We start from the raw sequence: 18,913 nt of genomic DNA on the forward strand, positions 1-18,913 counted from the left end.
TATCGACTTTCTATATAAGAAACTCCAGCGCAAGGGATCGCTGAAACGCGACTGTCAGCGTATGGTCAATCTGGATCGTAATGTCTTTGCCGCCTGTATGGTCAGCATGGGTCATGCCGATACGATGGTCACCGGTTTGACACGCTCTTTCAAGCCCAGCTTTGAACATGTGACACGTGTTATCGATGTTGCCAAAAACAGTCAGTTCATGGCCGCCTCGATGATTGTGTCTCGTGGTCGGACGATTTTTGTCGGTGATGTATCGGTGACCGAACGGCCAAGCGGCGAAGAAATGGCCAATATTGCCGAAGCGATGGCCGCCAAGGCACAGCAGATGGGGCATAAGCCGCGTGTGGCCATTCTGTCTTTCACCAATTTTGGCAGTCCTGAATCCGCAATTGCCGCCGAATCACGTCATGCGGTCGAGGTTCTCAAAGCCCGCAAGGTATCTTTTGAATTTGATGGCGAAATGAGTGCTGATGTGGCGCTTGATTTTGACTTGATGAAATCACGCTATCCGTTCTGTAGCCTATCTGGTCCTGCCAATATTCTGGTCATGCCTGGTTTGCATTCGGCGAATATTTCATTCAAACTGATTCAACAAATTGCCGAAGGTTCGATCATCGGACCCATGTTGCTTGGCGGCGAATATCCGTTCCAGATCGTTAGTATGAGTGATTCGGCACATGACATCGTTCAGGCCGCCGCCCTCGCCGCTTACGAGACCTTGCGCTAACCCGAAATCATCCAGACTGGCTGTGCCTAGAGTGTTGCTGCCAATGCCTGCAGATCCATTTCTGGCCGTGCGCCAATATGTGAAATCACCTCACCAGCGGCAAGGCTGGCCAGCTTTCCCGACATCTTGATCGAATGGCCATTTGTGCGGCCATATAGATAGCCCGCCGCAAACAGATCGCCTGCTCCGGTCGTATCGATAACCGTGCCTTGTGGCATGGCGGCAATCTCATACTGCTCCCCGCTGGTGCCATAAAAGGCACCTTTGGCCCCACGCGTCACAATCAATTCCGCAACCATCTCCAGCAAATCGGCAATCGTGTTGTCGATTGGTTTTTCACACAGGCTTACCGCTTCATCTTCATTGGCAAACAGGATATCGACATGATCCGTGATAAAGGTAACAAGCGCATCCCGATGACGTTCGGCGCACCATGGATCTGATAATGACAGCGAGATTGTGGCATCATGCTTTGCCGCCAGTTCGGCCGCACGGGCAAAAATTGCCGGGCCATGCGGCGCGTCAAACAGATAGCCTTCCAGATAGATGATTTTCGATGCGGCTATTTCCGCTTCGATCAGATCCGCAGGCTCCACCTCGATACAGGCACCAAGATAGGTATTCATAGAACGCGCCGCATCGGGCGTAACCAGAATGATTGATGACGCAGTGGCTGATCCTTGCTGATGCGGTGGGTTGGCAAAGCGCACATTGGCGGCAGCAATATCCCGAATGAAACTGCGGCCAAGCACATCGTCACGCACCCGCCCAGCAAAGCCAGCCTGACCTCCAAAGGCCGCAACACCAACCGCGGTATTCGCCGCCGAGCCACCAGAAATTTCGGTGGGCGCGTCAAGCGCGGCATATAATGTTGCCGAGCGTGTTTCATCGACCAAGTTCATCATCCCGCGGCCAATGCCATGGGTGTCCAGAAACGCATCCTCACAGGTCGCAAAGACATCGACAATCGCGTTACCGATGGTAAGCACATCCAAACTTTTATCTGACATATTAACCCTAATTGCTATACCTGCTTGAAAACGTGCCTGCCGATATCACGATCTGCAGGGCAAAAGGAACATAGGGATGCTATATCTGATAGACAAGCGTAAATGAACCATGAGATAAGCATAACAATATATTCAACATGCTATCCGGATCGCATTCGGCTTATATGCAGTTTATCATTAGCTTATCACGAGCTTTCGGCCAAGGGACTTTATTAATGTATTCGCCGCGTCTGTTTAGCTTGCCTTTGTCCACATTATCCGTGATCCCGCTTATTGCCATTACTGGTCTTGTAACCGCTTGTCAGCCGCAGAATCTTGCCACAAACGGCAACCCCGCAAGCACCCAAGCAAGTATACAGACGATAATAATAGCCAAAACTGATGCCAGCGCGCCTGATCTTATTGTTACCGAGTCCCAAATTGATGCTCAAGATGATGTGGGCAGCGCACTGGCAACCACCAGCATAATCGCCGCCGCCCCACTTCAAACGAACGGTGATCAAACTAATGTTGATGACAAAACAGACAGCGAGAATACCGACGCGCCAACAGCAGAAATCGCATCAGAAACTGTTGCAGAAATTGTCATTCCAGCGCCACCACCGCCGCCAGTCGAATTCATGCCGCATACAGTGCTGTCAAAGCCCGATACAGTGCTAATATCTGTGCTTGGCGCGGCTGATATCATCCGCACCGAAGGCGCGGTCAAAATATGGCAATATCGACTTGATCGCTGTGTGTTTGATTTTTTCCTAACTCCAGATACCAGCCTGAATTCTAATGGCCGCTATACCGTGCGTGACTGGGCTTACCGTGCAACCACCTTGGGCGCGACTGCCAATGAATTGATCTGCCGTCGGGCTTTGGCAAAAGACCGGATGACGCCACAGAGCGGATAATTTGAAGCCAGCCTATATCTGCTTCACAGACCTTAAGCGGTCTTGCCCGGAAACAGGCATAGATCGGCAATCTCACAGGCAGCACAATCAGGCGTGCGCGCTTTGCACACATAGCGCCCATGCAGAATCAGCCAGTGATGTGCGCCCTTTTTCCATGTTTCAGGCACCCGCCGCAGCAATTCCTTTTCGACAATATCGACAGTTTTACCAGGCGCCATACGGGTGCGGTTCGACACCCGGAAAATATGCGTATCCACGGCAATCGTCGGATATCCAAAGGCTTCATTCAACACCACATTTGCGGTTTTGCGGCCAACCCCGGGCAACGCTTCCAGCGCCGCACGGTCTTCTGGCACCTGTCCGTTATGCCGCATGATCAGCAACTCTGACAGGCGAAACACATTTTTGGCTTTGGTGTTAAACAGACCAATCGTACGGATATGATGGCTGATCCCTTCAACGCCCAGCGCAACCATCTGATCGGGTGTGCTTGCCGCGGCAAACAGCCCTTTGGTGGCTTTATTGACCCCGACATCGGTGGCTTGAGCTGACAGCACCACCGCCACCAGCAAAGTAAAGGGATCGCTGAATTCAAGTTCGGTTTGGGGGTCTGGCTGGCGTTTGGACAAACGTTCAAAACAGCGTGCCATATCATCAAGGCGCATTTTTTGTGGCATCATATCCTCGGTGTGGGCGTAAACAGCGTTAGGTCATTATCCCATCTGGGTATTATCTCATCTGGCGATTATCAATTTGCACCTTGCATCTTGAAACAAGCGCCAATGCAAGCGTAAAGTGAAAATCGGCATTCGCCAAGCGTCGCGTATTGATGGCGTGTCATATCCACATGATGAGTTTACTTCATGCGCCAAACGATAAAACAAAAGATAATTATTGATACGGATCCCGGCATTGATGATGCCATGGCTATTCATATGGCCTTTGCCGATCCGCGACTTGACGTGCTGGGTCTGACTACCATTTTTGGCAATGTCACGATTGATATAGCCACCCGCAATGCCTTGGTGTTGGCCGAAATGGCGCGTTATAAAACTGTAGTCAGCCAAGGCGCGCTTGTACCGCGCCATCGCCCGCCTGAGCCGCCAGCCGATTTTGTCCATGGCGGCGAAGGTTTTGGTGATGTAGCACCGATCATCCCGCACGGCACCGCCATCAGCCAGACAGCAGCACGCTATCTATGCGAGACCTGCGCTGCGCATCCTGGCGAAATCATCATCTGCGCTGTTGGGCCGCTGACCAATTTGGCCGCCGCGCTTGATCATGATCCGGCGATTGTCGATAACGTCAAAGCGGTTGTTGTCATGGGCGGCTCAGCAGCGCCGCATGGCAATGTGACCAACGTGGCTGAAGCCAATATCTGGAACGATCCTGACGCTGCCGAATGCGTTTTTGCCGCCACATGGCCTGTTACTATGGTCGGGCTTGATGTCACCGAAAAGGCGCAATGCACGCCTGCCGATTTTACCATGCTGGCTGAACAGGCTCCGGCTATTGGCGGCTTTCTGGATGCGGCAACGCAATTCTATTTCGACTTTCACGAAAACAAAACCGGTATCCGGTCATGTTTCATGCACGACCCATCGGCAATTCTGGCGATCACCGACCCTGATTTTTTTGACTTTGAGCCCATGGCACTTAAAGTAATATGCGATGGCGACGAGATTGGCCGCACTTTGCCGGTTGATGATGCCAGCCGCCCTCTGATACAGGTGGCTATGCAGGTCAATGGCGCGGCGGTGCGGGACAAATTTATCGAGCTTGTCGCCAATGGCGACAAGGCACGAGATAGCCGACGTTAGGTCACGTCAACAGATCATAAATAAGACAGGGTAGGGACGATATATGCTTATTGAAACCGTTGATTATCAGGCTGAAGATGCCGCTATTGCGTTGCAACGCTCCTTGCGCGATACAGGATTCGCCGTGCTTGCCAACCACCCGATTGCCCCCGATCGTCTAGCGCGCCTATATGATCGCTGGGGTGATTTTTTTGCGGGTGACGCCAAACATGATTTCACCGTCCAGCCACCCCGTCATGACGGTTTTTTTCCGTTCCGTTCGGAAAATGCCAAGGACTCGCCAATCAAAGATTTGAAAGAATTTTTTCATATCTATCCCAGCTCACCGATTCCCGATGGGCTGGAAGATGAAACCCGCGCCATCTATCATGAGCTGGTGACTCTTGGCACCGAATTATTAAGCTGGATTCAGGCACAGACGCCGCCAGACATCGCCGCAAGTTTCACCATGCCGCTTGATGAAATGATGTATGAAAGCCAGGAAAGCCTACTCCGGATTCTGCATTATCCGCCGGTTGTCGCTCCGGAGCCAAATGCGATTCGGGCGGCGGCACATGAAGATATAAATTTGATTACATTGCTATTATCGGGATCAAAGCCGGGGCTTCAGGCGCGCGATGCCGCCGGTGTCTGGCATGATATTGCATGCGACCCAGGGATGATAACGATCAATAATGGCGACATGCTGGCGATGGCCAGTGGCAATTATTATCCATCAACAACACATCGGGTGATAAATCCTGATGCACATGCCAATCAGTCGCGCTATTCTATGCCCATGTTTTTACATCCACGATCCGATGTATTATTACAGCCTGGCATAACGGCAGATAATTATCTGCAACAACGCCTAAAAGAAATCGGCCTGAAATAAAGAAATCAATCTGAAATGTGGCTGTTTGTGTTAATGTGAAGACCATTTGTAAGGGACCAGGGAGACATAAATGTTAAATAAATTTTTAGGGGCAGCCATCGCTGTCACCATGAGTACAGCCGCCTTTGCTGCTGACTTCAAGCCAGCTGTTATCTACGATATGGGCGGCAAATTCGATAAATCCTTCAATGAAGGTGTATGGAATGGCGTCCAGAAATTCACCGCCGAATCAGGTGTTGAAGTGATGGAATTCGAAGTCACCAACGAAACCCAGCGTGAACAAGCCATGCGCCGTATGGCCGAACGTGGTGCCACTGTAATTCTTGGTGTAGGCTTTGCCCAGGCCGATGCGATTTCAAAAGTGGCCGCCGAATATCCTGATCGTCAGTTTTCGATCATCGATGTGGGCTGGCTTGATGCGCCGAACCTGCGCCAATATGTGTTCAAGGAACATGAAGGCAGCTACATTGTTGGTGTTGCCGCCGCCAAGGCGTCACAGACCAACAAAGTTGGCTTTATCGGCGGTATGGATATTCCATTGATCCGTAAATTTGCCTGTGGCTATGTTGGCGGTGTCAAATCAGTCAGCAATAGTGCCGAAGTCTATCAGAACATGACTGGTTCAACCCCGTCTGCCTGGAACGATCCGGCCAAGGGCGCTGAATTAACCCAGTCACAGATCGATCGTGGTGCTGATGTTGTTTATCATGCTGCTGGTGGTACTGGTGGCGGTGTTATTCAGGCCGCAGCCGATGCTGGCAAGCTGGCAATTGGTGTCGATTCAAACCAGAATGGCATAGCACCAGGCAGTGTTCTGACCTCAATGCTAAAGCGCGTTGATGTTGCCGCCTATGAAACATTCCGCGATGCAAAAGCGGGCAAATTCACCTCTGGTATTGTCACCCTTGGTCTGGCCGAAGGCGGCGTTGACTGGGCATTGGATGCTAATAACGCATCATTGGTGACAGCTGACATGAAAATGGCTGTCGAAAAAGCCAAAGCCGACATCATTGGTGGTGCAGTTACCGTGCATGATTATACAAGTGACGAAAGCTGCCCTTACTAGGACAAGCTGTCACATCTGACATGACACAATCTAACAAAAACCCCAGCGGTGGGGATCACTCACCGCTGGCTGTTGAACTTAGTGATATTTCCAAGGCCTTTGGCACCGTGCGCGCCAATGAAAAGGTCAATTTGGCCGTAAAGCAAGGCCATATTCACGGTATTATTGGCGAGAATGGCGCGGGCAAATCGACCCTTGTCAGTATCCTTTATGGGTTTTACCGCGCTGATTCTGGCCGCGTTTCAATTAATGGCAAAGCCGTTGATATTGGCAGCTCGGCAGCTGCCATTGCCCATGGGATCGGTATGGTGCATCAGCATTTCATGCTAGTACCCAATTTTACCGTGCTTGAAAATATTATGCTGGGGCATGAAGGCCACGCCCAGCTTGACAAGGCCGCTATCCATGCGCGCGGCGAACTACAGATATTATCCGATACATACGGCCTTGCGGTTGATCCAGACAGTCTGGTCGAAGACTTGGCCGTTGGCTTGCAACAGCGAGTTGAGATTCTCAAAGCTCTGTTTCGCGGTGCCCGTATTCTGATACTCGATGAACCCACGGGGGTCTTGACGCCACAGGAAACCGATCAGCTATTTGACATTCTGAACGCCTTGCGCGATCAGGGCGTCACCATCCTGTTTATCACCCATAAATTACGCGAAATCATGGCGATCACCGATACTGTCTCGGTTATGCGTCAGGGACAGATGGTGGCACATCTTGATACCGCATCAGCCACTCCGGCAACGTTGGCTGAATTGATGGTTGGCCGCAAGGTTCTGCTTGATGTCAATCATACCGCCGCCACGCCTGGCGACATTTTGCTGACCGCCGACCATCTGTCTTGCGCCGGTGACTCAGGTGAAACACAGCTCGACGACGTGTCCTTTTCATTACGTAGTGGCGAAATCATCGGTATCGCGGGCGTGTCTGGCAATGGCCAGTCCGAACTGCTTGATATTTTGGCTGGCATCAGGCCACCACAGGCCGGCAGCTTTACCTTTGCTGGCCAAAAGATCGATGCGGCGCATCCGCTAGGGCCTGCGTCCTTGCGTGATCTTGGCATTGCGCATGTGCCTGAAGACCGGCATCGACGCGGCATTGTGCTGAATTTTTCCGCCGCCGAATCTATGCTTCTTGGCCACAGTGATAATAAGGGCGATAATAAGGGCGATAATAAGGGCGATAATAGGGGCGATAATAGGGGCGTTCCTGATCTTGGTGATAGCTGGTGGCTTGCTCCACAAAAACTGGCCGCGCATTGTGCTACGCGCATGCAGGCCTTTGACGTGCGCCCCGCTGATCCTGACTATATCAGCGCCAATTTTTCTGGTGGCAATCAGCAGAAACTTGTTCTGGCGCGCGAAATCTCTACCGAGCCTAGCTTACTCCTTGTCGGCCAGCCAACCCGCGGCGTTGATATTGGCGCGATTGAATTTATCCATCAACAGCTGATCGAATTGCGTAACCGCGGCTGCTGCATTTTGCTGGTATCGGTTGAACTCGAAGAAATTATGAGCCTGTCTGACCGCATTCTGGTGATGAATAATGGCAGTATCGTTGGCGAAGTGGCGCGTGATGATGCTGATGAAAAAACCCTCGGCATGATGATGGCAGGTATCGCCCCAGATACTGCGCCAGATACTGCGCCAGATACTGCGCTAGGCGCTGACCCGGCCAGCAAGACAGGATCAGCCTCATGACGGTGCAAAAGCCTCTACCGCGTTGGGTCGATATTGGCCTGATACCCGTCATCAATGTGCTAGTTGCCTTGTTTGTTTCGGGCATTGTTGTTGCCTTGATTGGCGAAAACCCCTTTGTCGCAATGCTGGTGATGATCAAAGGCGCCTTTATCTATGATGGCAGTCTTGGTTACACCTTATATTATGCCACCAATTTCATTTTTACCGGTCTTGCGGTGGCGGTGGCCTTTCACGCCATGCTGTTCAATATTGGCGGCGAGGGACAGGCTTATCTTGGTGGTCTTGGTGCGGGTCTGATCTGTCTATGGATGGACAGTTTTCTACCAGCCGTTCTATTGCTTCCATTGGCGATCATGGCATCGGCAGCCTTTGGGGCGGTATGGGGGGTGATCCCGGGGTATCTGCAAGCCAAACGTGGCAGTCATATTGTGATCACCACCATCATGTTCAATTTTCTGGCCGCTTCGATCATGGTGTCTTTACTAGCAGGAATGCTCAAATCAGGTGGTCAAATGTCGCCTGAAACACGCGCTTTTACTGACGCGGCTAGTTTGCCGATGATTCATGAAATTCTACAGGGGCTTGGCTTTAACGTGGCACGATCACCATTGAATCTGTCCTTTATCATTGCCTTATTGGCCTGTGTTGGTGTCTGGGTGCTGATCTGGCGGTCACGGCTTGGCTATGCGATCCGCGCAGTTGGCCAAAGCCCGCAAGCCGCGCAATATGCCGGTATTCCGATTGAACGTATTATCATCATCACCATGGCCATTTCGGGTGGTTTGGCAGGTTTGATGGCGATCAACGAAATTCTGGGGGTTCAGCATCGGGTGATACTGAACTTCACTTCGGGTTACGGTTTTACCGGAATTGCGGTGGCATTGATGGGACGAAATCATCCTTTTGGTATCGTTCTGGCGAGTTTGTTATTTGGCGCGCTTTATCAAGGCGGTGCCGAGCTTGATTTTGAATTTTCGACCATCACCCGCGAGATGGTGCTAATGATCCAGGGTCTGATTATTCTGTTTTCGGGAGCCTTGTCCTTTATGTTCCAGAAACCTTTGCAACGGCTATTTTCAAAGCTGACTGCAGGCGACGAAACGGAGGCGGCGCATGGGGGCTGATCTTTGGTTACAGTTTGTTCTGGCACTTGATGCGACCTTGCGGGTGGCAACGCCACTGATCCTATGTGCGATGGCGGGTATTTTTTCCGAACGCGCGGGCATCATCGATATTTCGCTTGAAGGCAAGATGTTGCTATCGGCCTTTGCCGCCGCCGCCACTGCCAGCCTGTTGCATTCGCCGGTGCTGGGTTTGTTGGCTGGCATCACCATATCGGTGGTCTTTTCAATCATCCATGGCTTTGCCTGTATCACGCATCGTGGCAATCAGGTCATTTCCGGACTGGCGATCAATATTCTGGCATCTGGCCTTACGGTCACGGTCGGAATCGCTATGTTTCGCCAAGGCGGCCAAACGCCGAATCTGGCACGCGCAGACCGTTTTGCCCCCACCGAACTACCCTTTGTTGATCAAGTCAGCCAGATTCCCTTTATCGGAACAATCTATCGCGAGTTGATTTCGGGGCATAATATCCTTGTCTGGGTTGGCTTGTCGGCGGTGATCTTCACCTCCTATGTCCTCTGGAACACCCGCTTTGGCCTGCGCTTACGCGCTGTTGGCGAAAAGCCCGAGGCGGTTGACAGTGCTGGCATTTCGGTCAGTCTGCTACGCTATAAAGCGATCATTATCGCGGGTATCTTATGCGGCATCGCGGGGGCCTATCTATCGACCGCACATGGCAGTGGCTTTGTGCGCGAGATGACTGCCGGCAAAGGCTATATCGCTTTGGCAGCGATGATCTTTGGCAAATGGCAACCACGCGGGGCTTTGCTTGCCTGTTTGCTATTCGGGTTTCTTGAGGCGATTGCCGCCCGCTTGCAAGGCGTCGAATTGCCCCTTATTGGTGCCGCCCCAGTCGAATTGATTCTGGCGATGCCTTATCTGATGACAGTGATCTTACTAGCTGGGCTTGTCGGGCGGGCGGTGCCGCCACGCGCCATTGGCCAGCCCTATATAAAGGAGCGCTAAATGCCTAATCAAAGCTCTGCATCTGACAGCGCCCTGATCACCGCGGCGATTGATGCGATGACCCGCGCCTATGCGCCCTATTCCAAATTTGCCGTTGGCGCGGCGGTGCGTGATGAACAGGGGCGCATCCATTGCGGGGTCAATGTTGAAAATGCGGCCTATCCAAATGGTATTTGCGCTGAAACCGCGGCGATTGCCATGATGGTTAATGCGGGCGGACAGCGGATTGACCGCATCGCCATAGCGGGGGGAACGGATAGGGATGATATCCTCTGCACACCATGTGGTGGCTGTCGTCAGCGGATACGCGAATTTGCCACGCCGGATACGGTGATTATCATTGCCAGTCCTGATGGCGAACAGCAACGTTTTACACTTGCCGATCTATTGCCGCACAGCTTTGGTCCCGCAAATCTAAAGCCATAGAATTGCTAAGCATCATCCGGCCGGAACGCAGTGATGGCAGAAAGATGATCGCGCAACATAACCCATCATCCACGCGAAGCGCAGAGTGATAAGATGATCGCGCAAGCATCAGCCGACCGCAAGGTCGAGAGATGATGCGACATATTACTAAGCAAGCATCATCCGGCCTATCGCCTCAAGTGCCATAAATACGGTCGCCTGCATCGCCAAGCCCAGGTAGGATATAGCCTTTTTCATTCAGCTCGCGATCCAGACAGGCGGTAAAAATCGGTAGATCCGGAAACGCATTATGTATGGCCGCCACGCCTTCGGGTGATGCGACCAGACAAGCAAAGACAACATCCTTAACGCCCATTTCGACCAGCTTTTCCATACCCAGAATCGCACTACCGCCGGTGGCCAGCATCGGATCGGCCAGAATAACCTGCCGCGCGGCGATATCCTGCGGCACTGATGTGTAATAGGACACAGGCTGCAAGGTATCTTCATCGCGATACAGACCCAGATGCGCGATACTGGCTTCGGGGCATAGCTGGCTGAAACCGTCAACCAGCCCATTGCCTGCGCGTAAAATCGATACCAGACACGGTGCCGGATCGGGTAGGCTGGCTGTCATCATCGGCTCAAGCGGGGTTTCGATCTGCCGCGGCGTCAATTTCAGCGCGGCAAAGGCTGGATAGGCCAGTAGCCATGATAATTCTGCCAGCGTTGTGCGAAACAAAGCCGATGGCGTATCTTTGTCGCGCAGGATTGCCAATTTATGCGTGGCCAGCGGATGCGCCAAAATATGCAGATTATTCGTCATAAAAACCCTTTTCGTCATGGAAAGCGCCGCTATACTTAACAGCGCACATCAATGTTAACTAAACCCCATATTACCAAATATGCTTATCACCTATGTAAATTCGGATATGCTGGTGAACAGTATCTTAGCCTTGGCTTTCGGTATTTACCATTCACAAAAGCATCATCCGGCTGTAGTGAAACGAAAGCCGCAAGATGATCGCGGAGATAAATAAGCATCATCCGCCCGGAGAGGATCGAAGGTCGATAAGATGATCGCGGAGATAAATAAGCATCATCCGACCGCAAGGTCGTGAGATGATGCGACATGATATAAGAATCAAGCATCATCCACGCGAGGCACAGCGCAGAGTGATAAGATGATCGTAGCTTATATTTAGCTCCTTCCAGCATTAGAATCACAGGGTTCACAGGTAACATGGCAAAGTTATATTTTTCTTATTCGGCAATGAATGCAGGCAAATCGACGATCCTGTTGCAGGCCTCGCATAATTATAAAGAACGCGGCATGGACACTTTGCTTCTGACCGCGCGCCTTGATGACCGGATTGGCCAAGGTGAGGATGGCAAAGGCAAGATTGGCTCGCGCATTGGCTTACAGGCCGATGCCGAAATGTTCGATGACAGCACCGATATTTTCGCCCTTGCCACCGCGCTATCCCGCACTAGCGACATCGCCTGCATCATGGTTGACGAAGCACAGTTTCTGACCATTGCCCAGGTCTGGCAATTAAGCGCGATTGCCGACGAGCTTGGTATTCCGGTTATGTGTTATGGCCTGCGCACTGATTTTCAGGGGCAGCTTTTTGAGGGCAGTGCCACCTTACTGGCGATTGCCGATGTGTTGCGCGAAATCCGCACGATCTGCCATTGCGGGCGCAAAGCCACGATGGTCGTCCGCCTTGATGCTGATGGCAAGCCGATCACCGATGGCGCGCAGATCGAAATTGGCGGTAATGATAAATATGTCTCGCTATGCCGCAAGCACTGGAAAGCGGCGATGGCAAAAGCCACCAAATCTGACTAATCGATAGTAATGCTTTTTGACGCGATCCTCTCAGGCCGGATGATGGGTGAGTCTATATCATGTTGCATCATCTCTCGACCTACGGTCGGCTGATGCTTGCGCGATCATCTTATCGACCTTCGATCCTCTCAGGGCAGATGATGCTTTCTTATCTCCGCGATCATCTTATCGCCCTTCGATCCTCTCAGGCCGGATGATGCTTTACCCGCGTAGAACGTCTTCCATATTATAAAAACCGATATCCGCCGTTGCCGCAAAGCGTGCCGCCCTGATCGCCCCTTTGGCAAATACCACCCGATCAGTCGCCATATGTGTCAGCGCGATACGTTCGGATTCGCCAAAAAAGGTGACGCTATGCTCACCTGTCACATCGCCGCCACGCATCACCGCAAAACCGATATCGCCAGCTTTGCGCGCCCCAACGCGCGAAGCGCCAGCCTGATCATCGCGCACAATATCAGACACATCTTCCAAAGCAACGCCGCGCCCTTTGGCCGCCGCTTTCCCTAATGCTAGGGCGGTGCCTGATGGCGAATCAACCTTATGATGATGATGCGTTTCCAGAATTTCGATATCCCAACCCTCGACAAGTTGGGCGGCAACCTGTTCGACAAGCGCGCGTAGCAAGGTGACGCCAACTGACGTATTCGCACAATAGACTAATGGAATTTTGGTGCCGATTTCAGCAAGCCGGGCTTCGTCTGCGGGGCTAAGACCCGTGGTGCCAATCACCATTGCCATATTATTCTGCATGGCCAGTTCGGCATGCGCCAGACTTGCGGCAGGGCTGGTAAAATCCACCATCACATCGCCGCCAATCAACGCTGACGGATCGCTGTTGATCATCACACCATTCGCACCGATGCCAGCCAGCTCACCTGAATCCTTGCCAATCAAAGGGCTTTCGGGACGATCACTTGCAGCATGGAGAACCAGATCCGATGCCAAGGCAATTTCACGAATCAACATATTACCCATACGGCCAGAGCCACCTGGAATCGAAAGCTTGATACTGTCTGCTGTACTCATTATCCGGAATCCTTTTTATTATCGGCCTCTAACGCCTTTTCAGACTATAGAGCAAATCCCGAACAGATGTAAAACATCTGTGACGGCGTATGTGCACCTAATTCAATATCTTATAAATCATGCGGCGGGCGTGGGTTCGGATAAACTAATCTTCAGCCCATATGCGCTTGACGCGCTCCATAAAGCTGGTTGATTCAGGGCTAGTTTCACCTGCTTTTGAAAAGGCTGTCAGCAGCTCTTTTTGCTTTTTGGTCAGATTTGTCGGCGTTTCGATCTGCACTTCGACAATCTGGTCACCTGTGTTACCACGCCGCAAAGCAGGCATGCCTTTGCCCCGCATACGGAACCGTCGGCCTGACTGGGTGCCGGCATCAATCGTCAGACGTGTCATTTTGCCTGCCAGCGTCGGCACATCAATCGTGCCGCCCAAGGCCGCCACCGTCATCGGCACTGGTATCTTGGCCATGACATTGGTGCCATCGCGGGTAAATATCGGATGCGGGTTGATATTGATGAAAATATACAAATCACCTGCCGCCCCACCACGGCTTCCGGCTTCGCCTTTACCCGTCAGACGGATGCGCGTGCCATTATCAACACCCGCAGGCACTGACACTGCCAGCGTTTTTTGCTGCTGCACGCGGCCATCGCCACGGCATGTATCACATGGGTTTGAAATCACCTGACCCATACCCTGACAGGCACTACAGGTACGTTCAACAGCGAAAAATCCTTGTTGGGCGCGCACCCGGCCTGAACCACCACATGTGCCACAAGTGCTTGGCTTACTGCCTTCAGCCGCGCCAGATCCCGAACAGCTATCGCAGCTGACCGGCACATGAATGCTGATATCGCGTTGCACACCACTAAAGGCATCTTCAAGCGAGATACTCATATCATAGCGCAGATCATTACCGCTGGTATCTGGTTGCCGACCTCCGCCAGAAAATTCCGAAAACATCTGGTCAAAAATATCGGAAAAGCCACCGCCGCCAAAACCGCCGCCGCCAAAACCGCCGCCAGCCGCATTATCAAAGGCAGCATGACCCATTCGGTCATAGGCCGCGCGCTTTTGCGGGTCTTTCAGAACGTCATAGGCTTCGCTGGCTTCGCGAAAACGATCAGCCGCCGCCTCGTTATCGGGGTTGCGATCGGGATGATTTTCCATCGCCAGCTTCCGATAAGCAACTTTAAGGGCTTTCTCATCAGCGTCTTTGGATACGCCCAGAATCTCATAAAAATCACGTTTACTCATGGTAAGTGCCGATGCCGTGTGAATTAGAAAAAACGCTGGAGTGTAACCTACCCCAGCGCTTGTTTAAGTTTAAGTGTTATTTGCTTTTGGCGTCAGCGTCACCATCGACTTCTTCGAATTCCGCGTCCACAACGGTTTCGTCAGCGGAGTCGGTTGACGCGGTTTCTGGAGCGGCTTCCTCATCCTGACCGGCGGCATACGCCGCTTCACCCATCTTCATCATCGCCTGTGACAGTTCGGCAGATTTCGATGTGATCGCGTCCATATCGTCACCTTCAAGCGCCTCTTTCAAAGCATCAATGCCTGCCTCGACTTCGGCCTTGGCATCCGGATCTGCTTTATCGCCAAGATCATCGATTGCCTTTTGTGCGCCATGCGTCAATGCCTCACCCTGATTGCGGGTTTCGACTTCTTCACGACGCTGCTTATCGGCTTCGGCATTTTCTTCAGCTTCATTAACCATGCGGTCAATTTCGGAATCATCCAGACCACCTGAGGCCTGAATGCGGATTTCCTGTTCTTTGCCGGTTGCCTTGTCTTTGGCGCTAACTTTGACAATACCGTTCGCATCAATGTCAAAAGTCACTTCAATCTGCGGCACACCACGCGCTGCTGGCGAGATACCCTCCAGATTGAACTGGCCAAGATGCTTGTTGTCTGTCGCCATCTCACGCTCGCCCTGATAGACTGAGATTGTGACCGCCGATTGATTATCATCCGCGGTTGAAAAGACCTGGCTTTTCTTAGTTGGAATTGTCGTATTGCGATCGATCAGACGGGTAAAGACACCGCCCAATGTTTCGATACCCAGTGACAATGGTGTCACATCAAGCAGCAAAACGTCTTTCACGTCACCAGTCAGAACACCAGCTTGAATCGCCGCGCCCGATGCCACAACCTCATCCGGATTTACGCCGCGATGCGGTTCGGTGCCAAAGAATTCGGTCACCGTCTCGATGATTTTAGGCATCCGGGTCATACCACCAACCAGAATAACTTCGTCAATCTCGCTAGCTTTCACCCCAGCATCTTTCAAAGCCGCTTCACATGGCTTCAAGGTACGCTGAACCAGTTTGCTTACCAGCTTTTCCAGATTGGCGCGGGTCAGCTTGATATTCATATGTTTCGGACCTGACGCATCCGCCGTGATAAACGGCAGATTCACATCGGTCTGCAATGATGAAGACAGTTCGATCTTGGCTTTTTCGGCCGCTTCTTTAAGCCGTTGCAATGCCAGCTTATCATTGCGCAGATCAACACCATCACTTTTCTTGAACTCATCCGCCAGATAATCGATGATGCTATGGTCGAAATCTTCACCACCAAGGAATGTGTCACCATTGGTTGATTTGACTTCAAACACGCCATCGCCAACTTCCAGCACAGACACGTCAAACGTACCACCACCAAGGTCATAAACGACGATCAAGCCAGACTCTTTTCTCTCAAGCCCATAGGCCAAAGCCGCCGCGGTTGGCTCATTGATAATACGCAGAACTTCCAAACCGGCAATCTTGCCTGCATCTTTGGTGGCCTGACGCTGGGCATCATTAAAATAGGCTGGTACGGTGATCACAGCCTGGGTGACGCTTTCGCCTAGAAAGGCTTCGGCATCTTCTTTCAACTTGCGCAGAACAAAACCTGAAATCTGGCTTGGTGAATATTCTTCATCCTTAACCTTGACCCAGGCATCACCATTTTTGGCAGCCACCAGATCATAAGGCACAAGTTTGGCGAAATCCTTTGTGACCTTGTCGCTTTTGCGGCGGCCAATCAGGCGCTTAATCGCAAATAATGTGTTTTCGGGGTTGGTCACAGCTTGGCGTTTTGCCGACTGACCGATCAGTCTTTCTTCATTATCGACAAAGGCCACCATCGACGGTGTTGTGCGTGCGCCCTCGGCATTTTCGATAACGCGGGCTTCGGAACCATCCATCACGGCTACGCATGAATTTGTTGTCCCCAGATCAATTCCTATTACTTTTCCCATTCTAATCTCCTTTCGTCCTAGAGGTGCTGCTTACGACTGGCTAGCGCCTCTTAATCTCACTTGCGATCGCTTGTTCCGCCCGCTTGGTGAATTAAATGTCGGTTATATCAGTCATATAGTTGTGAAATCTTGTCATACAAGGGGCATCATGCGCCCTTGATGTCTGCGTCATCATTGTCGGCGCTATCCTCCACTTTGGCTTGACTGGCATCGCTTTCGGCCGCCGCTTCAGGGGCCTTGGATACGCCTACCATGGCTGGACGCAATAACCGGTCATGTAACACATAACCATGTTGCAGAACTTCGACGACCATGCCTGGTGGCGTGTCGGCTGTCGGCACTTCGAACATGGCCTGATGAAAATTATAATCGAACTTTTCACCTACCGGATTGATCTGCTTGATGCCGTGCTTTTCGGTAATCGACATGATCTCCGTCCAGCTCAATTCGATACCTGTGACTACATTGGTCATGGCTTCGCTAAGGCTACCAGCCTCGAATTCATCATCTTTCATGATATCCAGCGCCCGCGCCAGATTATCAATAGCGCCAACAAGATCACGCGCCAGGCTAGTATGGCCATATTTCTTGGCAGCCTGCACATCACGTTCACTGCGGCGGCGGGTATTTTCACTTTCGGCCAATGCCCGCAAAAGCTGATCTTTCAGCGCATCGCGTTCAGCCAAAAGCTGGTCATACGGATCTAACGACGCCCCGTCATCATCCGCCCCGTCACTATCAGCAGGCGGGGCTGATTCGATTGCATCAGCAAGCACTGCTTCCAGACTGCCATCATCAGGCAGGACTGTTTGCGAGTCGGCATTATCCTGTGTGGCTGTCATTTTGGCGATATCGTCATCTTTGACAGCGTTTTCATCTTTAGCATTCTCGTTCATCGGTGGTCCTTTAGGCGAATCAGATGTTGTATCGGTATTTAGGCATCTTTATGCGCCTATCCAAGAGGCAAGAGCCAGGAAATGTGCAAGAATGTCGCACTTCGTGCATTTTATTGGCTAATTTCCTTAAAAAACGGCCGTAAAAAGCTGGTTTTATGGATAATTATCTAGTCTTTATTACCGTTTTTGGGGGGGTAACGCGCCCATATTAAGCTATCTGTCAATTTACCAGCACCTTACAGCGTGTAAAAAGGTGACAACATGACAAAAATATGACGTAGTAATTAGATTATTAATCTTAAGACGCTTAATCCTTTAGGCGTAATTTTAGTGATGATATCTTTTGAATAATGAACAGATTGGTCAAACATGCGTGGCACCGCGGCGTTAAAATCTATTGAAGCGCTTTATAAAGAGGCAGAAACGGTCATCAATGATGGTGTGCCGATGGTTGCTATTGTAAAATCTGCGCCGCCTGTGGCAAAACCTGATATTCCTGTGGCCGCCCGTCCGGTAACAACAGCCCCCCAAGATACCCAGCCTGATCATACCCAGCCCGATCCTAGGGCACAGGATATGTCCCCTTTGGATCAGCTTAATCCGGAACAAATAACACAACTGCCCGCCGCGGTCTTTGACCGCATCGAAATGCTCAGCGCCATGGCGGCCAACCTTGATGACGATAGCGATAACGATAAAGCCAAAATCAAAACAAAGCCCGAAACTGCATTACCCGCCGCACCCGTATTGCCCGACACCCCGCCGGTTCCCAATTATGCTGGTGACATCCAGCAGATTTCCGATGCCGAGCTTGAAAATGTTGTCAAAAAGGCTGTTGATGATATTGTCGCGACCACCCCGCTAGATAAAGTTGTCGCTGGTAATGAACGGATCGAAAGCGTGATGGCCAACATTGCCGAAGCTGTTGGCAATGCCGAAACAAGTGAACCAACTGATGCAAGCGAACCCGCCGCAGTACTAGCCGCACCAGCCGATCATGGCGCTAACGCTGATCCCGCGCCAATATCCGGACCAGTATCCGGAACACCCGCACAATCTGGTGCATCGACCAAAGCGGCCGCGGCGATTGATCTTGATGATCTTAATAAAATCGTCGCCAATACGGTTAAATCGGTGATTCGCGAAGAATTATCCAATCTTGTGCAATCGACCGTCAAAAGCACACTCGACGAATTGCGAGCAACGCATGATGATAAGGCCAAATCCACCCCATCTGATCGCTAACGCCTAACACTAGGTCTGATTCTGGCGCATATCCAAATG

The 18,913-nt window shown here is 51.6% G+C and carries 18 protein-coding genes; 11 read left to right on the forward strand and 7 right to left on the reverse strand.

What is annotated here, in order from left to right; all coding sequences use genetic code 11:
- Window positions 1-736: phosphate acyltransferase (locus ACTF7Q_RS03860; RefSeq protein WP_438996534.1), on the forward strand; the 736-nt coding region annotated here is incomplete at its 5' end.
- A 26-nt stretch (window positions 737-762) separates the two neighbouring features.
- Here ACTF7Q_RS03860 and ACTF7Q_RS03865 read toward each other — a convergent pair.
- Window positions 763-1,746, reverse strand: coding sequence for an adenosine kinase (locus ACTF7Q_RS03865; protein ID WP_438996535.1), 984 nt, complete (start codon window positions 1,744-1,746; stop codon window positions 763-765).
- Window positions 1,747-1,961: 215 nt separating this feature from the next.
- Here ACTF7Q_RS03865 and ACTF7Q_RS03870 point away from each other — a divergent pair, with 215 nt between their 5' ends.
- Window positions 1,962-2,645, forward strand: coding sequence for a hypothetical protein (locus tag ACTF7Q_RS03870; RefSeq protein WP_438996536.1), 684 nt, complete (start codon window positions 1,962-1,964; stop codon window positions 2,643-2,645).
- Between the two features lie 32 nt (window positions 2,646-2,677).
- Here ACTF7Q_RS03870 and nth read toward each other — a convergent pair whose 3' ends face one another.
- Window positions 2,678-3,322, reverse strand: a complete 645-nt coding sequence (nth, locus tag ACTF7Q_RS03875; protein ID WP_438996537.1) for an endonuclease III — start codon at window positions 3,320-3,322, stop codon at window positions 2,678-2,680.
- Window positions 3,323-3,508: 186 nt separating this feature from the next.
- Between nth and ACTF7Q_RS03880 the strand changes: the two genes are divergently transcribed.
- From ACTF7Q_RS03880 to cdd, 7 genes are all read left to right on the forward strand, one after another.
- Complete coding sequence (locus tag ACTF7Q_RS03880; RefSeq protein ID WP_438996538.1) at window positions 3,509-4,465, forward strand: nucleoside hydrolase; 957 nt, start codon at window positions 3,509-3,511, stop codon at window positions 4,463-4,465.
- A 43-nt stretch (window positions 4,466-4,508) separates the two neighbouring features.
- A complete protein-coding gene (locus tag ACTF7Q_RS03885) occupies window positions 4,509-5,339 on the forward strand; it encodes an isopenicillin N synthase family dioxygenase (RefSeq protein WP_438996539.1) in 831 nt (276 codons plus the stop codon).
- A 70-nt stretch (window positions 5,340-5,409) separates the two neighbouring features.
- Window positions 5,410-6,405: a BMP family lipoprotein gene (locus ACTF7Q_RS03890; protein WP_438996540.1), complete on the forward strand. Its 996-nt coding sequence runs from the start codon at window positions 5,410-5,412 to the stop codon at window positions 6,403-6,405.
- A 20-nt stretch (window positions 6,406-6,425) separates the two neighbouring features.
- Entirely contained in the window at window positions 6,426-8,111 is a 1,686-nt protein-coding gene (locus ACTF7Q_RS03895) for an ABC transporter ATP-binding protein (RefSeq protein WP_438996541.1), read from the forward strand.
- Window positions 8,108-9,235, forward strand: a complete 1,128-nt coding sequence (locus ACTF7Q_RS03900) for an ABC transporter permease (RefSeq protein WP_438996542.1) — start codon at window positions 8,108-8,110, stop codon at window positions 9,233-9,235. Before ACTF7Q_RS03895 ends, ACTF7Q_RS03900 begins: the two co-directional genes overlap by 4 nt.
- Window positions 9,225-10,202, forward strand: a complete 978-nt coding sequence (locus ACTF7Q_RS03905; RefSeq protein WP_438996543.1) for an ABC transporter permease — start codon at window positions 9,225-9,227, stop codon at window positions 10,200-10,202. The genes ACTF7Q_RS03900 and ACTF7Q_RS03905 overlap by 11 nt, the downstream gene beginning before the upstream one ends.
- Window positions 10,203-10,628 carry a cytidine deaminase gene (gene cdd / locus ACTF7Q_RS03910; protein WP_438996544.1) on the forward strand — a complete coding sequence of 142 codons (426 nt, stop codon included), beginning with the start codon at window positions 10,203-10,205 and terminating at the stop codon, window positions 10,626-10,628.
- A gap of 175 nt (window positions 10,629-10,803) precedes the next feature.
- Here the strand turns inward: cdd and upp are convergent, their stop codons facing one another.
- Complete coding sequence (gene upp, locus ACTF7Q_RS03915; protein WP_438996571.1) at window positions 10,804-11,433, reverse strand: uracil phosphoribosyltransferase; 630 nt, start codon at window positions 11,431-11,433, stop codon at window positions 10,804-10,806.
- Window positions 11,434-11,850: 417 nt separating this feature from the next.
- On the opposite strand from upp, the gene ACTF7Q_RS03920 reads away from it, so the two are divergent.
- Window positions 11,851-12,459, forward strand: coding sequence for a thymidine kinase (locus ACTF7Q_RS03920; protein WP_438996545.1), 609 nt, complete (start codon window positions 11,851-11,853; stop codon window positions 12,457-12,459).
- A 201-nt stretch (window positions 12,460-12,660) separates the two neighbouring features.
- On the opposite strand, the gene dapB is transcribed toward ACTF7Q_RS03920, so the two are convergent.
- The 4 genes from dapB to ACTF7Q_RS03940 all read right to left on the reverse strand — a co-directional run bounded on the left by dapB (window position 12,661) and on the right by ACTF7Q_RS03940 (window position 17,629).
- Entirely contained in the window at window positions 12,661-13,488 is an 828-nt protein-coding gene (gene dapB, locus ACTF7Q_RS03925) for a 4-hydroxy-tetrahydrodipicolinate reductase (protein WP_438996546.1), read from the reverse strand.
- A gap of 145 nt (window positions 13,489-13,633) precedes the next feature.
- Window positions 13,634-14,743 carry a molecular chaperone DnaJ gene (gene dnaJ / locus ACTF7Q_RS03930; RefSeq protein ID WP_438996547.1) on the reverse strand — a complete coding sequence of 370 codons (1,110 nt, stop codon included), beginning with the start codon at window positions 14,741-14,743 and terminating at the stop codon, window positions 13,634-13,636.
- A gap of 76 nt (window positions 14,744-14,819) precedes the next feature.
- Window positions 14,820-16,733 carry a molecular chaperone DnaK gene (gene dnaK / locus ACTF7Q_RS03935; RefSeq protein ID WP_438996548.1) on the reverse strand — a complete coding sequence of 638 codons (1,914 nt, stop codon included), beginning with the start codon at window positions 16,731-16,733 and terminating at the stop codon, window positions 14,820-14,822.
- Window positions 16,734-16,879: 146 nt separating this feature from the next.
- Window positions 16,880-17,629 (reverse strand): nucleotide exchange factor GrpE, encoded by a 750-nt coding sequence (locus ACTF7Q_RS03940; RefSeq protein ID WP_438996549.1) that lies wholly within the window; start codon window positions 17,627-17,629, stop codon window positions 16,880-16,882.
- A gap of 369 nt (window positions 17,630-17,998) precedes the next feature.
- On the opposite strand from ACTF7Q_RS03940, the gene ACTF7Q_RS03945 reads away from it, so the two are divergent.
- Window positions 17,999-18,874: a hypothetical protein gene (locus ACTF7Q_RS03945; RefSeq protein WP_438996550.1), complete on the forward strand. Its 876-nt coding sequence runs from the start codon at window positions 17,999-18,001 to the stop codon at window positions 18,872-18,874.
- Window positions 18,875-18,913 lie beyond the last annotated feature (39 nt).

It is taken from the genome of Puniceispirillum sp. (SeqCode) (assembly GCF_965657105.1).
In the GTDB taxonomy this organism is placed as follows: Bacteria; Pseudomonadota; Alphaproteobacteria; order Puniceispirillales; family Puniceispirillaceae; genus Puniceispirillum.